This is a genomic window from Cloacibacterium sp. DMC96, assembly GCF_056313765.1.
Genome location: NZ_JBQUZQ010000001.1, coordinates 1456503 through 1474684, shown reverse-complemented (window position 1 = coordinate 1474684; position 18182 = coordinate 1456503). Strand labels below are relative to the sequence as shown.

Here is an 18182-nt window from a genome sequence, read left to right as displayed (position 1 = left end):
AATGAAATTGAAAATGTATTTTGTGATGGCAGTTTTGTTTTTTACAAAAAATTATTCACAAAACAATAGTGAAAACTGTAAAGTCTTATTGCCTTCTATTTCTCAAGAATACAAAGGGAAATGTTTAAATGGATTAGCGAATGGAAAGGGAGAAGCAAAAGGAGAGGATAGTTTTGTGGGAAATTTTACAGATGGACTTCCTAATGGGAAAGGAAAGTATGTCTTTCAAAACGGAAGCTCTTTTGAAGGAACTTGGAATATGGGAAAAAAAGAAGGTGAGGGAAAATATACTTTTTTGATTTCAGGAAAAAAAATGGTGCAAAAAGGGTTTTGGCTAAATGATGAATATTTTGGAAACACAAACCCCGAAGAATATTTTGTAATTAAAAATAGGACCAGTGTTCCTTATTATTATTTTACAAGAACGGAAGATACTCAAAACAAGTTGAATTTTTCGGTTTTGAAATCAAATGTGAAATATGTACCTCTTAATTTTGTTTTAAAAACGAGTTCAGGAATAATTATTAATGGATTAAAAGAAGTAAATATCTCAGATTTTACATTGCCTTTTCATTGCGATATTGAGTATGTTATTATAAAAAATGGAAATACTATAACTTGCAGTTTTGCTTTTGATATCAATAAATCTGGAAATTATGTGCTTCAACTTACAAATGATTAAAAATAAATTTAAGAACTTATGAAAGTCTTCCATTTAAGCGTAGAATGTTTTCCGGTAGCTAAAGTAGGCGGATTAGCAGATGTAGTAGGTGCGCTTCCTAAATACCAAACTAAAATGGGAATTGATGCCAAAGTAGTAATGCCTTGGTATAATAAACCATTTGTAAACGAAAACGAATTCGAAGTAGTTTTTGATGGTTTTATTCATCAGATTCATCACATGTACCAAGTTTTGGTCATGAAAGAAAAACATAATGTTTTAGGATACGAATTGTATTTGGTGAAAATTCCAGGATTGTTAGATAGAGATCAAGTCTATGGTTATTTTGATGAAAGTCAACAATTTATCGCATTTCAGCATGCGGTTTTGCATTGGCTTTCTGCTATGGAAATTCGTCCAGATGTCTTACATTGTCATGATTATCATACCGGTTTAGTTCCGTTTATGGTAGAGTATTGTCAGGATTTTGGTTTTTTAAAAGGTGTAAAAACTGTAGGAACCATTCATAATGGGGAATATCAAGGAACGATGGATTGGCAAATGTCTAACTATATGCCACGTTTTGACGCTTGGAAATGGGGACTGCTCGATTGGAACGGAAGAATTAATCCTTTGGCGACTATGATTAAGTGTTGTCATGAATTTACTGCGGTTTCTCAAGGTTATATGCATGAATTGTTTGAAGATGCGCAAGGTTTGCAAGATTTAATTAGACAAGAACACAGAAAAGCACATGGAATAATCAATGGAATAGATACAGAAGTATGGAATCCTATGACGGATATAATGCTCAACGATCATTATTCTAGAGAGAACTTTGAAGAAGGAAAAGGAAAAAATAAAAAATGGCTTTGTGAAGAATATGGTTTGAATCCAGAACTTCCGCTTTTTGCTTTTATTGGAAGGTTTGCTGGCGAAAAAGGAGCAGATATGTTACCAGATATTGTAAGAAGAAGCATTTCTGAAACCGAAGGTGCTTTAAATATTCTCATTTTAGGTTCTGGAAATCCTCAAATAGAAAATACACTGAAACAACTTCAAGAGGAATTTCATGTGAATTTCGCGAAGGATTTAGGATATAAAGAAGCTTTGTCACACAAGATTTATGCAGGAGCAGATTTCTTATTGATGCCTTCTCGTGTAGAACCTTGCGGATTGAATCAAATGTATGCCATGAGATACGGAACTATCCCAATTGTACGTTATACAGGTGGGTTAAAAGATACCGTAACAGACATTTCTTCAGGAGGTTATGGTTTAAATTATACCTTCCCGGGAACTGATGATGCTGTACATGCCATCAAAAGAGCGCTGTATTTATATGATGATAAAGAAGAAATGCAAAATTTACGAAAAACAATAATGAATTTGGACTTTTCTTGGCAGAAATCTGCTGAAAATTATGTAAATTTATATCGTAAAAATTAAATAGAGTTTCTTTTAAGGAAGTCTATTTTCGCTTTTTATAAAATTTCAAAATAAAACTACAAAATATATGAAACCAAGTGTAATTTCTATTGTTTTAGGAGGAGGTAGAGGTAGTAGGCTATTTCCACTTACAGATAAGCGTTCTAAACCCGCAGTTCCCATTGCAGGAAAATACAGATTAGTAGATATTCCTATTTCTAATTGCCTTAATTCTGGCTTTAATAGAATTATGGTGCTTACTCAGTTTAACTCGGCGTCGCTTAATTCTCATATCAAAAATACTTTCCATTTTGATATTTTTAGCAAAGGTTTTGTAGATATTTTAGCGGCTGAACAAAGTACAGATAACGAAAATTGGTATCAAGGAACAGCAGATGCAGTAAGACAATCTATGCGTCATTTAGACAAATATGATTATGATTACATTCTCATTCTTTCTGGTGACCAATTATACCAGATGGATTTCAGAGAAATGATAGACTTCCATATCGAAAAAGGCGGAGATATCACCATTGCTACTATTCCTGTAAACAGTAAAGATGCTACAGGTTTTGGAATTTTAAAAGCCAATGACGAAAACCAAATCACCTCTTTCATAGAAAAACCATCTGCAGACGTTTTACCAGATTGGACTTCTGAGGTTTCTGATGATATGAAACAACAAGGTAGAGATTACCTTGCTTCTATGGGAATTTACGTGTTTAATAAAAAGGTCTTGAGAAAAATGTTTGAGGAAGACAAAGGTGATGACTTTGGCAAAGACCTCATTCCAAATGCAATCAATAACGGATATAATACGCTAAGTTACCAATACGAAGGTTATTGGACAGATATAGGAACCATCGGTTCTTTCTTCGAAGCGAATATGGATTTAACCAATGAATTGCCAAAATTCAATATGTTCAGCAATTCACCCATTTACACAAGACCTAGAATGTTACCACCTTCTAAAATCAATGGTTCTTTCGTAAATAAAGCCATTTTTGCGGACGGATGTATTATTATGGCAGACAAAATAGAGCATTCACTCATTGGAAACAGAACCAGAATAGAAAAAGGTAGTACCGTCATTCGTTCTTATATCATGGGAGCAGATTACTACCAAAATCCTGAAGACATGGCGGAAAATGATGCTAAAGGAATTCCAAACATTGGCGTTGGTAAATTCTGTTACATAGAAAATGCTATTTTAGATAAAAATTGTCATATTGGGAATAACGTAAGAATTATCGGTAGCAAACATCTACCAGATGGAGATTTCAAAACCCATTCTATAAAAGACGGAATAATCGTGGTAAAAAAAGATGCCATCATAAAAGATGGAACAGTGATACCATAGAGTTTTTTTTATTTTTAGGAAATCGGGCTTGTAATTTTTTTGCAAGCCCGATTTTTAATTCTAAATTTGCTCAACAAAAATTTAAACAAATGAAAAAAATCAAATTTTTATTTACCCTAATGGCTGTGTTCTTTATGAGCCAAGTTGTTTCTGCGCAAACCAGCGAATGGAAAGAAAAAACAGAATTTCATAAAGTGATGAGCCAAACATTTCATCCTGCTGAAGAAGGAAATTTTGCGCCGATTAAAAGCAGAATAGATGAAATGGAAACCAAAGCAGTTGCTTTCAAAAACTCAAAAATTCCAGCAGATTTTGGAAATAAAGATGCCATTAAGAAATCTTTGAAAAAGTTAGTGAAAGAAACGAAAGCTTTCAATAAAAAAATTAAGTCTGGAGCATCAGATGAAGCCCTTAAAAATGATTTTATGGCTCTTCATGATACATTTCACACGATTGTAGGTCTTTGCAAAGCAGAAGACGAGCACGAACATTAATCTATAATTATATATAATGAGTAATCTGCAAAAGATACAATTTGCTGGTTACTCATTATTTTTTAACCTATATTATGCGTTGGTATAAATTTGTAATTTATATAAGTATCTTTTTGTTTTCGGTGTATGCCGTTTCTATGCTTTTTGTAGAAGAAAGCAAAAGTTTTACCATTGAAAAAGAAATTAATTATCCTATTGATAAGGTTTTTCCTCAGTTCAATAATTTGCAGAATTTCACGCAATGGAATGAATTTTTTGTTTCAAAGGAAGATTACACTTTCGCATATTATACACCTTATGAAGGACAAGGTTCTTCTTTGAATTATCAAAGCAAGAAAAATGAATCTGATTATGGAGATTTTTTCATTCGTTATGAAAATCCTTTTTCTACGCTTAAATATCAATTGTTCGAAGGCAAAAACGTTAATCCATACAGTATTAATGTAAAATTTGTTCCACAAGGAAATAAAACCAAAGTCATTTGGTTTGTTCATACGCCTAGATTGCCATTTTTGAAACGTTCGTTTAATCTGCTTTCAGAAGATTTCGTTGCAGGAAATATAGAACAATCTATGGTAAATCTTTCTCAACTCTTGAGTGGAAAAGTAGACAAAGAAATTTTACTTTCCAAAATTAAATATGATACACTCATGGTCGAAAAACAAGACGGCCAATTGCTTTTGGGAATTAATGTTTCGAGTGTGAATAAAAAAGGAGATTTAATTAAAAATATAGAACTGAATCACAATAAAGTCATCAGTTTGGTAACCAAAGATTTAGGTAAAAAGGAAGATGAATTTGGAGTTCCCGTTTTGATTACAGAACCAGGAAGTTATAAAGACAAAGAGGTTTCTTATTTCTATGGAGTTCCCGTGAAAAAAAGAGAAGGACTTTCTGATAATAATTTCAATTTCCGCACTTTGAATGCTTCAGAAAACTATATTATGTATTACAAAGGGAGTTATGAAAATAGGATTAAAGTGATTGCTCAACTCTTGCAAAAAGCTCAAAAAGACAGCATGAGAAATGGTCAGTTGCAAGAAACTTTCATAGAAGCTCCTAATGCAAAAAAAGAAGTAACCATAAAAATTTCTTTGCCAGTCTACAGATAGTTCAAAATTCTCATTTTTAACTACTTTTTAACAAATTTTAATTTTATTTAACGATTTTTTAGATTGCATAGATTTTTATTATGTAAGCTATACCTTTTTACCATCTTTTTAAGTTCCTTAATTCGCATTTTTTTACTAATTTTGCCTAAACTATACTTCTAACAAAGAAAAAGGCGGAAAATGGACAGATTTTCATTTCTAAATGCAGCACATTCTCAATTTATTGAAGATTTATATCAGCAATATTTAAAGTACCCAGATTCTATAGAACCTTCGTGGAAATCATTTTTCCAAGGTTTTGATTTTGCACTAGCAAATTATAGCGATGATGAGGTTTCTATTACCCAATTGGCTTCTAATGTAGTGGCTACTGGGAATATTCCAGAAAACATTGAAAAAGAATTCAAGGTAATCAATTTAATTAATGATTACAGAAGACGTGGTCACTTGTTTACCAAGACCAATCCAGTACGTGAACGTAGAACGTATTCTCCAGATTTATCGATAGAGAATTTTGGTTTATCTGCAGCAGATTTACAAACCAAATTTAATTCTGCTACAGAAGCTGGACTAAATGGTGCAGCTACACTTCAAGAAATCATCAATCATCTAGAAAAAGGATATTGTGATTCTATCGGGGTAGAATATATGCACATTCAAAGTGTTGAAGAGAAAAAATTCATCAGAGAATGGATTAATGTGAATGAAAATCACCCAACTCTTTCTGCAGCTGAGAAAAAAGAGATTTTACACAAATTAAATCAAGCAGTAGCTTTCGAAAACTACTTACACACGAAATTCGTAGGTCAAAAACGTTTCTCTCTAGAAGGTGGGGAATCATTAATTCCTGCGCTAGACCAATTGATTTCTCGTTCTTCTCTTCATGGAGTAGATGAGGTAATTCTTGGGATGGCTCACAGAGGTAGATTAAATGTTTTAACCAATATTTTCCAGAAATCTTACAAGCAGATTTTCTCAGAATTCGAAGGAAAAGAATTTGAAGAAGATGTATTCTCTGGTGACGTAAAATATCACTTGGGTTCATCTAAAAAAATAACTACCGCTTCTGGTGAAGAAGTAAGAATTAACTTAGTTCCTAACCCATCTCACTTAGAAACCGTAGCTTCTTTGGTTGGCGGAATTTCTAGAGCTAAAATTGACCACACTTACCAAGGAAATGCTAAAAAAGTATTGCCAATTGTTATCCATGGTGATGCTGCAATCGCAGGACAAGGAATTGTGTACGAAGTAGCACAAATGATGACGCTAGAAGGTTACAAAACTGGCGGTACAGTTCACATTGTAGTGAATAATCAAGTTGGTTTTACTACCAATTATTTAGATGCTCGTTCTTCTATTTACTGTACAGATATTGCTAAAGTGACTGATTCTCCAGTAATGCATGTAAATGCAGACGATGTAGAAGCAGTAGTTCACGCTATTAGATTTGCAGCAGATTACAGAGCTCAGTTTGGTAAAGATGTATACATAGATTTATTAGGGTATAGAAAATATGGTCATAATGAAGGAGATGAACCAAGATTTACCCAACCTAGTTTGTATAAAACCATTTCTAAGCACCCTAATCCAAGAGAAATTTACAAGAAAAAACTCGTAGAAGAAGGGGTGGTTTCAGATGCTGTAATGTCTGAAATGGAAAAAGAATTTAAAAATTTATTAGACCAAAACTTTGATGAAGCTAAGGAAATCGAAAGAAATACCATGGCGATTTTCATGGAAGAGGATTGGAAAGATTATGCTTCCCTAGGAAAACTTCAGCAAGTTTTAGAAAATTATAATACTACTTATGATGTAGAAAAGCTAAGAGAATTAGCCGTTAAAATTTCTACATTACCAGCAGATAAAAAATTCATCAATAAAATTTCTAGATTATTCGAAGCCAGAGTAAAAATGGTAGAAAATAATGCGCTAGATTGGGCAATGGGTGAATTATTAGCGTATGGAACGCTTCTTACCGAAGGCAGCACCATTAGAATTTCTGGGGAAGACGTAGAAAGAGGTACTTTCTCTCATAGACATGCAGTGGTAAAAACAGAAGATAATGAAGAAGAATACGTTCCATTAAAACAAGTTTCTGATAACAAATTTGATATTTACAACTCTCACCTTTCAGAATACGGTGTGTTAGGTTTTGACTATGGTTATGCGATGGCTTCTCCTAATACTTTGACGATTTGGGAAGCGCAATTTGGAGATTTCGTAAATGGTGCTCAAATTATTATTGACCAATATTTAGTTGCAGCAGAAGAAAAATGGAAAATTCAGAACGGTTTGGTAATGCTTTTACCTCACGGTTTCGAAGGGCAAGGTGCAGAACACTCTTCAGCAAGATTAGAAAGATTCCTGAACTTATGTGCAAACGGAAACATCATTGTGGCGAATTGTACTACACCTGCCAATTATTTCCACTTGTTAAGACGCCAACAAAAATTCCCTTTCAGAAAACCTTTAGTGGTAATGACACCTAAATCATTACTTCGTCATCCAAGAGTAATTTCTACGGTTGAAGAATTAGCAAACGGAAGTTTCCAACCGGTAATTGATGATGCTACAGCTCAACCAGAAAAAGTAGAAAAATTAGTTTTCTGCTCTGGTAAATTGTACTATGAATTATTGGCGAAGAAAGAAGAATTAAATGATGATAAAGTTGCTTTGGTAAGAATTGAACAATTATATCCATTGAATCCAGAAATTATTCAAGGTATTTTCGATAAATATTCTAACAGAAAAGAATTTGTTTGGGCACAAGAAGAGCCAGAAAATATGGGAGCTTGGACGTATATGTTGCGTAATTTCCGTAACGAAAACATTCAGGTAATCGCTCCTGTTGCAAGCGGAACTCCAGCTCCTGGTACTCATAAAAAATTCGAGAAAAACCAAAAAGGAGTTATCAATAGAGTTTTCGGAATTACTGAAGAAAATGTAGATTTGGTAAGACCTATTACCACGGTAAATGACTAAATCATGAAAAAAATTATTTACATCTTATTATTGAGTTGGTCCATCGTTACTTTTGCGCAATCAAATGTAAAAGTAATAGAAAATCAGTTCTTAGATTATAATCAATTGATTGTAAAAAAAGATTTTTCTAAAGCATTAGACCAATATGCTCATGAAGGATTTCTAAAATTTGTGCCCAAAGAAACCATGGTGCTTATTTTTGATAAGATGTTTAATGATCCTAACATGAAATTTTCATTGGAAGTTCCTACCATTTTAAAAGTGGAAGAATATCCTCAGAAAATACAAAATGTATCTTATGCTAAAGTTTTTTACTCTCAAAAAATGAGTGTAGAATTAGCAGATGTGGTAAATGCAAAAGATGCCGAAGAAAAACAAAAGAATATCAATCTTTATTTAGGTGCTTTTAAATCACAATTTGGTGATGGAAATGTAGTTTTCAATGAAAAAAACAATCAATTTGATGTCATGTCATACAAAATGGCAGTTGCCAACTCTAATGAAGGTAAAAATTGGAAATTTACAGTAGCCGAAAAACAACAAGTAGAACTCTTAAAACAATTTCTTCCAGAAGAAATACTCACTGACTTAAAATAAAAAAATACATACAATGTCAATACTAGAAATGAAAGTTCCTTCTCCAGGAGAATCAATCACAGAAGTAGAAATAGCAACTTGGTTGGTAAAAGACGGAGATTATGTAGAAAAAGATCAAGCAATTGCTGAAGTAGATTCAGACAAAGCTACACTAGAGCTTCCAGCAGAACAAGCAGGGATCATTACCCTAAAAGCGGAAGAAGGAGAAGTAGTAAAAGTTGGTCAAGTCGTTTGTTTAATTGATATGAGCGGAGCTAAACCAGAAGGTACAGCTGCACCAGTTGCAGAAGCTCCAAAAGCGGAAGAAGCTCCAAAAGTAGAGGCTCCAAAACCTGCTGCTGCTCCAGCTGCTACTTATGCTACCAATTCGCCATCTCCAGCTGCTAAGAAAATTCTAGACGAAAAAGGAATTGATGCTGCTGCAGTTTCAGGAACTGGTAGAGACGGAAGAATTACCAAGGAAGATGCGCTTAATGCAACTCCTGGTGCTCCAGCAATGGGTGTTTCTTCGGGTAACAGAGCTCAAACCACTACTAAACTTTCAGTTTTAAGAAGGAAATTGGCGGCAAGATTGGTTTCTGTGAAAAACGAAACAGCAATGTTAACTACCTTCAATGAAGTTGACATGTCTGAAATTTTCAGAATCAGAAAACAATACAAAGAAGAATTCGCTGCAAAACACGGAGTAGGTCTTGGATTTATGTCTTTCTTTACCAAAGCGGTAACCAGAGCTTTACAGATGTATCCAGATGTAAACGCTATGATTGATGGAGATTACAAAATCAACAACGAATTCTGTGATATTTCTATCGCTGTTTCCGGTCCTAAAGGTTTAATGGTTCCTGTATTAAGAAATGCAGAAAACCTTACTTTAAGAGGAGTAGAAGCTAGCATTAAAGAACTAGCAACCAAAGTAAGAGACGGTAAAATCACCATCGAAGAAATGACAGGTGGTACATTTACCATTACCAATGGTGGTGTTTTCGGTTCTATGCTTTCTACACCTATTATCAATCCACCTCAATCTGCAATTTTAGGAATGCACAACATTATCGAAAGACCAGTTGCGGTAAATGGCAAAGTAGAAATCAGACCAATGATGTATTTGGCGGTTTCTTATGACCACAGAATTATTGATGGTAGAGAATCTGTAGGGTTCTTAGTTGCAGTAAAAGAAGCGCTAGACAATCCAGTAGAAATTCTAATGGGTGGCGACGAAAGAAAAGCGCTAGAACTTTAATTTCTTAGAAAATAAAGTCATAAATATTAACTATTTATGAAATAAATAATTCCCGCTGATTTTTCGGCGGGATTTTTGTTATCTTTATTTCATCATAAAATTTTAAAAATGTATTCTTCAATTACTCAAAACATCAAAGTTTCTGTAATCCCAGAATATGATGTGAAAAATTCTTTTCCTGCAGACAATCGTTTTGTTTTCAGATACAATATCGTCATAGAAAATCTAGGAAATGATGCAGTAAAACTCATGAAAAGAAGATGGCTGATTTATGATGTAAGTTTCGGATTTACAGAAGTAATGGGAGATGGCGTAATCGGTATGACTCCAGAATTACAACCTGGAGAATCTTTCAGTTACTTTTCTAATGTCATTTTACGTTCAGGAGTAGGAAACATGCAGGGAAACTACATTTTTAAAAATTTAGAAACTTTAGAAACTTTTGAGTCTGATATTCCTAAATTTAATTTGGTTTCAGAAGTTCTTTGCAATTAGTTTTAAAATAAAAATTCACGTAATGAAGTCGGAGCAGGTGTTCTGACTTTTTTATTTTATAAATTATAAAACTTTCAAATTCTTACTAAAAAGCGCTGGTAATTCATCATTTTCGGTAATCAAAAGCCTTTCAAAAGCCAATAAAGTAAGCTTCGCACATACTTCTGCATCTGCTCCCGCTCGGTGATGCGTAAATTGTATATCATGACAATTGGCGAGGTTTTTTAAACCATAACTTGTCAGATTTTTCCAAGATTTTTTCGCAATTTGTATGCTGCAGAGATATTCTGTTTTAGGCTTGAAAATTCCATAATAATCAAGACAACTGCGCAAAACTCCAGCATCAAAAGAAGCATTGTGAGCTATCATAAGATTTCCGTAGAGCAAATCTTCTATTTCGTACCAAATTTCGTCAAAAGTAGGAGCATGAGCCACGTCTTTTGGATAAATCCCATGAACATTGATGTTGTGTGGATTGAAATAAGGAAAACTCGGTGGTTTAATGAGCCAAGTTTTGGTTTCTACAATTTCAGAATTTTCTACCACGCAGATTCCCAATTCACACGCAGAGTTTCTCTCGTGAGTAGCCGTTTCGAAATCTAATGCAACAAAATTCATGAATGTTTTTTTTGAAATGATGTTAAAGAAAATGCTTAAAAATCAACCATTTACTTTGGTAATAGTCTTTAATTTGATGTTTGCTTCTTAATTTTAAACTTTCGGCAAACATTCCATAAAAACCAAAATGCGCTTTTAGTACTGCGATTAAGTGAGGAAATCCATCTTTCATCCCGAAATAAAATCCTGCAATTCCGTCTAAAACCAATCTTAATGGAATAATCCAAAAAAGACTAGATGTAGGCAAATTTTTAAGAAGCATGGTCAAATTATTTCTGAAATTAAGAAACGTTTTTTGTGGAGATTGCTTGTTAAGTGTTCCACCACCAACATGAAAAACAGTAGATTTTCCGCAATAATATATTTTTCTTCCAGCATTTTTGAGACGCCAGCATAAGTCTATTTCTTCTTGATGGGCAAAAAATCTTTCATCAAAACCGTTCATCTTCCAGAAATCTTCTCTTCTTATGAATAATGCACAACCAGTTGCCCAAAAAATCTCTGTTTCATCATCATATTGTCCCAAATCTTCTTCTATCGTTTCGAAAACTCTCCCTCTACAATACGGATAACCAAGATGATCAATCATTCCGCCAGCTGCACCTGCAAATTCAAAATATTTAGAATTTTTAAAGGCCCTAATTTTAGGCTGAACTGCAGCAATATCAGGATTTTTCTCAAAAAGTTCTAGAATAGGTGTAATCCAATTTTCGGTCACTTCTACATCAGAATTTAGCAAACAATAGATTTCTTCATTTATATGTTGTAAACCTTCGTTGTAACCACCAGCAAAGCCAGAATTTTTAGCATTGATGATGATTTTTACCGTTGGGAAATATTTTTCTACAAAAGCAACAGAATCATCTGTAGAAGCATTGTCTATTACATAAACCGTAGCTTCGTCAGAATATTCTAACACGTTTGGCAAGAATTTTTCTAACCATTTTTTTCCGTTCCAATTGAGTATAGCGATAGCAGTTTTCAAAATAAAATTTTCGTTAAATAGGGTAGTCTTTTCCTTGGTACATCATTTCATCAGTAAGACGGTTTTTATATTTCCATCTTTTATGTGTCCAAAGCCAGTTTTCAGGTTGTTTTTTGATGAGTTCTTCTAATAATTTCATGTATTTAATCACCAATTCTTCTCCTTCGAATTTTTCGTTTTCTGGAGTGATTTCTGAGAAGGTTAATTGATATTTTCCGCGTCTTACTTTGATGATTTCTGTAAAACAAAACATGAGATTTTCTTTATTGGGCAATCTGTTGTAACCAGTAAAAACGGGTGTTCTTTGATTTAAGAAGTTGATGCCAAGTTGGATTTTGGTTTTAAAAGGAGATTGATCTGCAGCGAAACCATAAAGAGAGTTTCCATCACTTTTTTCAGTGAAAAAATGTCTCATTACATTTTTGGTTTCTAATAATTTTACACCAAACTTCGCTCGAGATTCTATGATTTTTTGATCCCAAAAATCGCTTTCCAGTTTTTTATAAATACCATAAAAGTTTTCTTGAGGAACATTGTTTTGCAAAGCAATCGCCAATTCCCAGTTAAAGTTATGACCAGCCAATAAAATTACATTTTTCTTTTGTTCGTGTGCTTTTCTTAAAACATCCAGACCTTTGTAATCTACCAATTCAGAGATTTCTTTTTCAGAGATGGAAAAGATTTTAAGCATTTCTATCATAAAATCGCCAAAGTTTCTGAAAAACTTTTTGCTGATGTCATTCAGTTCTGTTTCAGTTTTTTCGGGGAAAGAATTTCTAAGATTTTCTAAAACCATTTTTTTTCGATACCCGATTACATAATAATTCAAGTAGAAAAATACATCCGAAAAACGGTAGAGTACTTTTAAGGGAAGCTTAGAAAAAAATAATAATATTTGGAATGATATTTGGTTCACGGTTCTAAATTAAGTTGCAAATTTACAAAATCATTACTTTAGTTGTTTATTTATTATATTTGAACCGAAATAAAAATAGAAAATACTAACTTCATCTTACAAAAATATGAACATTAAAAAATCAATATTGAAATTGGCTTTTGTAAGCCTTTTATTGCCAACAGTTTTTTCGGCACAAACTTCTACAATGACAGAAGCTGAAAAATTAGAAGCCAAGAAAAAAGCAGAAGCCGAAAAAGCATCTTATGCAAAACCTTATGACGAGGCAGAAAATGCAGAACAAAAAATTGCAGAATTGGTAAAAAAAGCCAAAAAAGAGAATAAAAACATCATGCTACAAGCAGGAGGAAACTGGTGTATTTGGTGTTTGAGATTTAATAATTTCGTGCAAACTACCCCAGAATTAAAGAATTTAGTAGACGAAAACTACATTTATTATCATCTCAATTATTCTCCGAAAAATAAAAACGAGAAGATTTTTGCACAATACGGAAATCCTGGTGAGAAATATGGCTATCCTGTTTTCATAGTTCTAGATAAAAATGGAAACCAAATTCATACACAAGAAAGCGGTTCGTTGGAAGAAGGAAAAGGCTACAGCTTAGATAAAGTAAAAGCATTCTTCGAAGCTTGGAAACCTAAAAAATAATAAAAAAGAGTTGAAATTTTCAACTCTTTTTTATGAAGAAAAACAATATTTTTGTTTTAAAAAAGTTACTACATAAACTAAACCCATGAAAAATATTCTTTTCCTCTTTTTGTTTATATTGTTTTCTTGTGAGACAAAATCTCAACAAAATTCTAAAGCCAATAATGATTTACCAAATTACAGAATTTCGCAAGTCAAAAACTACATAAAAGGAAAGAATTATAATCAGGATATAGCTATTTTTATCAATTTTAGAATTCCTTCTAATAGATTTAGATTTTTCATTTATGATCTTAAAAATAATAAGGTTTTAGATAAGGCCATTGTTTCTCATGGTTCTGGTTCAGTGATTAAAGGTTCTAAAGAACTTAAATTTAGCAACATAGAAAACTCTTATCAATCTTCTTTAGGTAAATATGCCATCATGAATTCTTATGTGGGAACTTTTGGTAAATCTTATCGTTTAAAAGGATTGGATAAAACCAATAGCAATGCTTTAAAAAGAGCAATCGTTTTGCATTCTTACCATTGTATACCAGATACGGAAACTCAGAATCCTGCATGTTTAAGTTTAGGTTGTCCTATGTTATCTCCTCAATTTTTTAAAATTACAGCAAATTATATTGACCGTTCTGAAAAGAAAATTTTACTGTACGCTTTTTATTAATAAAATCTGCTTAATCTGCCCAATCAGCCAGAAAATTCTTACAATAATTTTTTCAAAATGTTGAGTTTAGCATCAGAATAAGGAGGATATTTCAATTCTGGTTCCAAATAATTAGATTTTTTGAGAATTGCTTTTTGATGAGAAAATGCAATAAATCCAAATTTCCCATGATAATGCCCGATTCCAGAATTTCCTACACCTCCAAATGGAAGTCTGTCATTGCTCAAATGCATCAAAGTATCATTGATACAACCGCCACCAAAACTTAATTTTTCGGTGAAAAGTTGTTGTTCTTTAGCATCATTGCTGAATAAATAGGCAGAAAGCGGTTTTTCACCTTCCACTACGGTTTGTATGGCAGTTTCTAGATTTTTATACGTCAAAATCGGTAAAATCGGTCCGAAAATTTCTTCTTGCATTACTAAGTCCTCCCAGGTTACGTTGTCTAAAACAGTAGGAGAGATGTATCTTTTTTCACGGTTGGTTTCCCCTCCGAAAACCACTTTTTCACGGTCAATCATCTTTTCTAATCGGTCAAAATTCCTCTCGTTGATGATTTTACAATAATGGTCTACGTTATCAGTATAGTTTCTTTTTTTGATTTCTTCGATCAGAACTTTTAAAAATTTCGCTTTGATATTTTCTGCAACATAAAGATAATCAGGCGCTACGCAAGTTTGACCAGCATTGATGAATTTTCCCCAAACAATTCTTCTCGCTGCAATTTGTAAATCTGCTTTTTCGGTCACAAAAGCTGGAGATTTTCCGCCCAATTCTAAAGTAACTGGCGTTAAATGTTCTGCGGCAGCTTTGTAAACGATTTTTCCAACTCTTGGACTTCCCGTGAAAAATATTTTGTCAAATCTTAGTATTAAAATCGCTGTGGTTTCTTCTACACCACCTTCTACCACGTATAAAAATTGAGGGTCAAAATTTTCATTGATGAGTTTCGCCATCGCTTTCATTGTGTTTTCAGGAAGTTCGCTAGGTTTAATCATACAAGTGTTTCCAGCAGAAATTGCAGCTATTACAGGCGTTAAAGTCAATTGATAAGGATAATTCCACGCACCGATAACCAAACAATTTCCAAGCGGTTCAAATACAATCTTGCTGCTTCCCATTTGGTTCACAATATTGGTGAGAACATTTTTGGGCTTGGCAAAAGATTTTAAATTTTTTAAATAATAGTCGATGTCTTTATAAACAAAAGAAATTTCAGTGCCGAAAGTTTCAAATTCAGACTTCCCGAAATCTTGATAAATGGCATCATACAGTAATTTTTCATTGCTTTTGACTACTTTTTTCAGTTTTTGCAACTGTGCTTTTCTGAAATCTAAATCTTTGGTAGCGTGACTGTTAAAAAAAGTTTTCTGTTGTTGTAAAATATCGGTGTAATTCATTATTTTAGACATTGATTTTCACAAAGATAAAATAAACTGTAGATTTTTGATGCAACATTTTCTCAGTTTTCAAAAGACTTTATGCGAGAAATAATAGTTTTTAGAATTTTAAAGAAAACAAATGCTTTTCTGAAGTATCTTACCCTGTTGAATAAAAGAAAAATTAATTGATATGGATTTTAAAAATAAAAAAGTACTGATTACGGGTGGTTGCTCTGGAATTGGTAAAATCATGGCAAGAAAATCTCTGGAAAGAGGAGTCTCCAATTTGATTATTTGGGATATTAATGAAGAAGGACTAGCCAAAACCAAAGAAGAATTTGCAAAATTTGGGAAAGAAATTTCTACGTATAAAGTAGATGTCTCTAACTTAGATGAAATCAAAATCGCTGCACAAAGAGTAAGAACAGAAGTAGGAAAAGTAGATATTCTTATCAACAATGCTGGAATTGTAGTTGGGAAATATTTTCATGAACATACCCACGAACAAATTCAGAAATCGTTATTGATTAATGCAAACGCTTTAATGCACATCGCACTAGAATTTTTACCAGAAATGATGAAAGAAAACTCTGGAGCCATTTGTAACATCGCTTCTTCAGCAGGATTGATTTCTAATCCTAAAATGTCTGTTTATGCAGCTTCAAAATGGGCAGTAAACGGTTGGAGTGATTCTCTTCGTCTCGAAATGGAGCAGCTCGATAAAAACGTTTCTGTTACTACAATTATGCCTTTTTATATTAATACAGGAATGTTTGACGGAGTGAAATCTAAATTACTTCCGATTCTTGAACCAGAGCCAACTTCAGAAAGAATTATCAAAGCCATAGAAAAAGGAACCAAGATTTTGGCAATGCCACTTCCTTATTGGTTCATCCGTTTTTCACAAGGAATTTTACCGATTCCAGCCTTTGATTGGGTGATGAAAAATATCTTTGGAATTTATGATACCATGAAAGATTTTACAGGTAGAAAATAAATATGAAGTGCAGGAAATTTTTCCTGCGTTTTTTGTTGAAAGTTAATTAAATGTTAATTTTCTTTAAATAAATTGGTGCCAAAAGTATTATTATTGTATTTTTGAGCATCTAAAAAAAGTAAAAAAAGACCTTCGATGAATTCTTACAAAAATCCATTAGAAGAGCGCTATTCTAGTGAAGAAATGCTCTTCAATTTCTCACCTAATCAGAAATTTAGAACTTGGAGAAAACTGTGGATTGCGCTCGCAGAAATAGAAAAAGACCTCGGTTTAGACATTACCGATGAGCAAATTGCTCAGCTCAAAGAACATTCAGAAAACATAGATTTCGAAAAAGCAGCACATTACGAAAAGAAGTTTCGTCATGATGTGATGGCGCATGTTCATACCTACGGAGATGTTGCTCCATTAGCTAAACCAATCATTCATTTAGGTGCAACTTCGGCATTTGTAGGAGATAATACAGACCTTATTCAAATTAGAGACGGACTGCAAATTATCAGAAAACAATTGGTAAACGTCATCAAAAATCTTTCTGATTTTGCACTTCAATATAAAGATTTACCAACGCTTGGTTTCACACACTTTCAACCAGCACAGTTAACTACGGTTGGGAAACGTGCTACGCTTTGGTTGCAATCTTTACTTCTGGATTTAGAAGAATTAGAATTTTTCCTTGAAACCCTAAGATTTAGAGGGGTAAAAGGAACTACAGGAACTGCAGCAAGCTTTTTAGAGCTTTTTAACGGAGATTATTCTAAAGTGAAACACTTAGACAAAGAATTGTCCAAACGTTTTGGTTTTGAGAAAGTTTTCGGAGTTTCTGGTCAAACTTACGATAGAAAAATTGATGCAAAAGTTTTGGCTTTATTGTCAAATATTGCACAATCTGCTCATAAATTCACCAACGATTTAAGACTTTTACAGAATTTAAAAGAAATAGAAGAACCTTTTGAGAAAAATCAAATCGGTTCATCTGCGATGGCTTACAAACGTAATCCTATGCGTTCTGAAAGAATTTCTGCATTAGCAAAATATGTGATGTCATTGCAAAATTCATCTGCAATGGTAGCCGCTACACAATGGTTCGAAAGAACTTTAGATGATTCTGCGAATAAAAGATTAACGATTCCTCAAGCGTTTTTGGCTGTAGATGCTATTTTATTGATTTGGAATAACATTATGAATGGAATCGTGGTGTACGAAAACAGAATTCATAAACATATTATGGAAGAACTTCCTTTCATGGCGACAGAATACATCATAATGGAGGAAGTAAAAGCGGGTGGTGACCGACAGGAAATTCACGAAGTGATACGTGTTCATTCTATGGAAGCCTCGAAAAAGGTAAAAATAGAAGGCAAAGAAAACGACTTAATCGAAAGGATCATGAATGACGACTCCCTGAAATTAGACAAGTCGAAATTGAAAGAGGTTTTAGACCCTAAAAATTTCATCGGCTTCGCACCTATCCAAACCGAGGAATTTGTTCAGCAAGAAATTCAACCTGTTTTGGAAAAATACGCCGACTTAATTGGCTTAGAATCAGAACTAAAAGTATAAATTTGTGCAGCGTTGTCGCTGCACTTTTTGTTTGAA

General features: G+C 33.3%; 17 protein-coding genes. 13 read left to right on the top strand and 4 right to left on the bottom strand.

Going from position 1 to position 18182, the window contains the following annotated elements; genetic code table 11:
- The first annotated feature begins 1 nt into the window (after window position 1).
- The 9 genes from ACT53I_RS06560 to apaG all read left to right on the top strand — a co-directional run bounded on the left by ACT53I_RS06560 (window position 2) and on the right by apaG (window position 10369).
- Window positions 2–682: a hypothetical protein gene (locus tag ACT53I_RS06560; RefSeq protein WP_476078968.1), complete on the top strand. Its 681-nt coding sequence runs from the start codon at window positions 2–4 to the stop codon at window positions 680–682.
- 18 nt (window positions 683–700) lie between these two features.
- Window positions 701–2110 (top strand): glycogen synthase, encoded by a 1410-nt coding sequence (locus ACT53I_RS06555; RefSeq protein ID WP_476078967.1) that lies wholly within the window; start codon window positions 701–703, stop codon window positions 2108–2110.
- A gap of 67 nt (window positions 2111–2177) precedes the next feature.
- Window positions 2178–3449, top strand: coding sequence for a glucose-1-phosphate adenylyltransferase (locus ACT53I_RS06550; RefSeq protein ID WP_476078966.1), 1272 nt, complete (start codon window positions 2178–2180; stop codon window positions 3447–3449).
- 89 nt (window positions 3450–3538) lie between these two features.
- Complete coding sequence (locus ACT53I_RS06545) at window positions 3539–3943, top strand: hypothetical protein (RefSeq protein ID WP_476078965.1); 405 nt, start codon at window positions 3539–3541, stop codon at window positions 3941–3943.
- A 74-nt stretch (window positions 3944–4017) separates the two neighbouring features.
- Window positions 4018–5055 carry an SRPBCC family protein gene (locus ACT53I_RS06540; protein ID WP_476078964.1) on the top strand — a complete coding sequence of 346 codons (1038 nt, stop codon included), beginning with the start codon at window positions 4018–4020 and terminating at the stop codon, window positions 5053–5055.
- 180 nt (window positions 5056–5235) lie between these two features.
- Complete coding sequence (locus ACT53I_RS06535; RefSeq protein WP_476078963.1) at window positions 5236–8037, top strand: 2-oxoglutarate dehydrogenase E1 component; 2802 nt, start codon at window positions 5236–5238, stop codon at window positions 8035–8037.
- A 3-nt stretch (window positions 8038–8040) separates the two neighbouring features.
- Window positions 8041–8634, top strand: a complete 594-nt coding sequence (locus tag ACT53I_RS06530) for a hypothetical protein (protein WP_476078962.1) — start codon at window positions 8041–8043, stop codon at window positions 8632–8634.
- 13 nt (window positions 8635–8647) lie between these two features.
- Window positions 8648–9874 carry a 2-oxoglutarate dehydrogenase complex dihydrolipoyllysine-residue succinyltransferase gene (odhB, locus tag ACT53I_RS06525; protein WP_461378060.1) on the top strand — a complete coding sequence of 409 codons (1227 nt, stop codon included), beginning with the start codon at window positions 8648–8650 and terminating at the stop codon, window positions 9872–9874.
- 108 nt (window positions 9875–9982) lie between these two features.
- The gene (apaG, locus tag ACT53I_RS06520) at window positions 9983–10369 is read left to right on the top strand and encodes a Co2+/Mg2+ efflux protein ApaG (RefSeq protein WP_069797320.1); all 387 of its coding nucleotides are present in this window, start codon (window positions 9983–9985) and stop codon (window positions 10367–10369) included.
- A gap of 63 nt (window positions 10370–10432) precedes the next feature.
- On the opposite strand, the gene ACT53I_RS06515 is transcribed toward apaG, so the two are convergent.
- From ACT53I_RS06515 to ACT53I_RS06505, 3 genes are read right to left on the bottom strand one after another with little or no spacing between them, the layout of a single operon-like run.
- Window positions 10433–10987: a 3'-5' exonuclease gene (locus ACT53I_RS06515; protein ID WP_476078961.1), complete on the bottom strand. Its 555-nt coding sequence runs from the start codon at window positions 10985–10987 to the stop codon at window positions 10433–10435.
- Window positions 10988–11009: 22 nt separating this feature from the next.
- Complete coding sequence (locus ACT53I_RS06510) at window positions 11010–11972, bottom strand: glycosyltransferase family 2 protein (protein ID WP_476078960.1); 963 nt, start codon at window positions 11970–11972, stop codon at window positions 11010–11012.
- A 13-nt stretch (window positions 11973–11985) separates the two neighbouring features.
- Window positions 11986–12888: a lysophospholipid acyltransferase family protein gene (locus tag ACT53I_RS06505; protein ID WP_476078959.1), complete on the bottom strand. Its 903-nt coding sequence runs from the start codon at window positions 12886–12888 to the stop codon at window positions 11986–11988.
- Between the two features lie 112 nt (window positions 12889–13000).
- Here ACT53I_RS06505 and ACT53I_RS06500 point away from each other — a divergent pair, with 112 nt between their 5' ends.
- Together ACT53I_RS06500 and ACT53I_RS06495 are read left to right on the top strand one after the other, a co-directional pair.
- The gene (locus ACT53I_RS06500) at window positions 13001–13537 is read left to right on the top strand and encodes a thioredoxin family protein (protein ID WP_476079383.1); all 537 of its coding nucleotides are present in this window, start codon (window positions 13001–13003) and stop codon (window positions 13535–13537) included.
- Between the two features lie 85 nt (window positions 13538–13622).
- On the top strand, window positions 13623–14204 hold the full coding sequence (locus ACT53I_RS06495) for a murein L,D-transpeptidase catalytic domain-containing protein (protein ID WP_476078958.1): 582 nt from the start codon (window positions 13623–13625) through the stop codon (window positions 14202–14204).
- Between the two features lie 38 nt (window positions 14205–14242).
- On the opposite strand, the gene ACT53I_RS06490 is transcribed toward ACT53I_RS06495, so the two are convergent.
- Window positions 14243–15616: an aldehyde dehydrogenase gene (locus ACT53I_RS06490; RefSeq protein ID WP_476078957.1), complete on the bottom strand. Its 1374-nt coding sequence runs from the start codon at window positions 15614–15616 to the stop codon at window positions 14243–14245.
- A 160-nt stretch (window positions 15617–15776) separates the two neighbouring features.
- Here ACT53I_RS06490 and ACT53I_RS06485 point away from each other — a divergent pair, with 160 nt between their 5' ends.
- Both ACT53I_RS06485 and purB read left to right on the top strand, forming a co-directional pair.
- Window positions 15777–16583, top strand: coding sequence for an SDR family oxidoreductase (locus ACT53I_RS06485; RefSeq protein WP_476078956.1), 807 nt, complete (start codon window positions 15777–15779; stop codon window positions 16581–16583).
- Window positions 16584–16718: 135 nt separating this feature from the next.
- Window positions 16719–18146, top strand: a complete 1428-nt coding sequence (purB, locus tag ACT53I_RS06480; RefSeq protein WP_476078955.1) for an adenylosuccinate lyase — start codon at window positions 16719–16721, stop codon at window positions 18144–18146.
- Window positions 18147–18182: the final 36 nt, after the last annotated feature.

Excerpts from the sequence above, each read along its gene's own strand:
- odhB (WP_461378060.1), top strand. The coding sequence starts at position 8,648 with ATGTCAATACTAGAAATGAAAGTTCCTTCTCCAGGAGAATCAATCACA.
- ACT53I_RS06560 (WP_476078968.1), top strand. The coding sequence starts at position 2 with ATGAAATTGAAAATGTATTTTGTGATGGCAGTTTTGTTTTTTACAAAA.
- ACT53I_RS06490 (WP_476078957.1), bottom strand. The coding sequence starts at position 15,616 with ATGTCTAAAATAATGAATTACACCGATATTTTACAACAACAGAAAACT.
- ACT53I_RS06555 (WP_476078967.1), top strand. The coding sequence starts at position 701 with ATGAAAGTCTTCCATTTAAGCGTAGAATGTTTTCCGGTAGCTAAAGTA.
- ACT53I_RS06485 (WP_476078956.1), top strand. The coding sequence starts at position 15,777 with ATGGATTTTAAAAATAAAAAAGTACTGATTACGGGTGGTTGCTCTGGA.
- ACT53I_RS06545 (WP_476078965.1), top strand. The coding sequence starts at position 3,539 with ATGAAAAAAATCAAATTTTTATTTACCCTAATGGCTGTGTTCTTTATG.
- ACT53I_RS06495 (WP_476078958.1), top strand. The coding sequence starts at position 13,623 with ATGAAAAATATTCTTTTCCTCTTTTTGTTTATATTGTTTTCTTGTGAG.
- purB (WP_476078955.1), top strand. The coding sequence starts at position 16,719 with ATGAATTCTTACAAAAATCCATTAGAAGAGCGCTATTCTAGTGAAGAA.
- ACT53I_RS06540 (WP_476078964.1), top strand. The coding sequence starts at position 4,018 with ATGCGTTGGTATAAATTTGTAATTTATATAAGTATCTTTTTGTTTTCG.
- apaG (WP_069797320.1), top strand. The coding sequence starts at position 9,983 with ATGTATTCTTCAATTACTCAAAACATCAAAGTTTCTGTAATCCCAGAA.
- ACT53I_RS06550 (WP_476078966.1), top strand. The coding sequence starts at position 2,178 with ATGAAACCAAGTGTAATTTCTATTGTTTTAGGAGGAGGTAGAGGTAGT.
- ACT53I_RS06530 (WP_476078962.1), top strand. The coding sequence starts at position 8,041 with ATGAAAAAAATTATTTACATCTTATTATTGAGTTGGTCCATCGTTACT.
- ACT53I_RS06535 (WP_476078963.1), top strand. The coding sequence starts at position 5,236 with ATGGACAGATTTTCATTTCTAAATGCAGCACATTCTCAATTTATTGAA.
- ACT53I_RS06515 (WP_476078961.1), bottom strand. The coding sequence starts at position 10,987 with ATGAATTTTGTTGCATTAGATTTCGAAACGGCTACTCACGAGAGAAAC.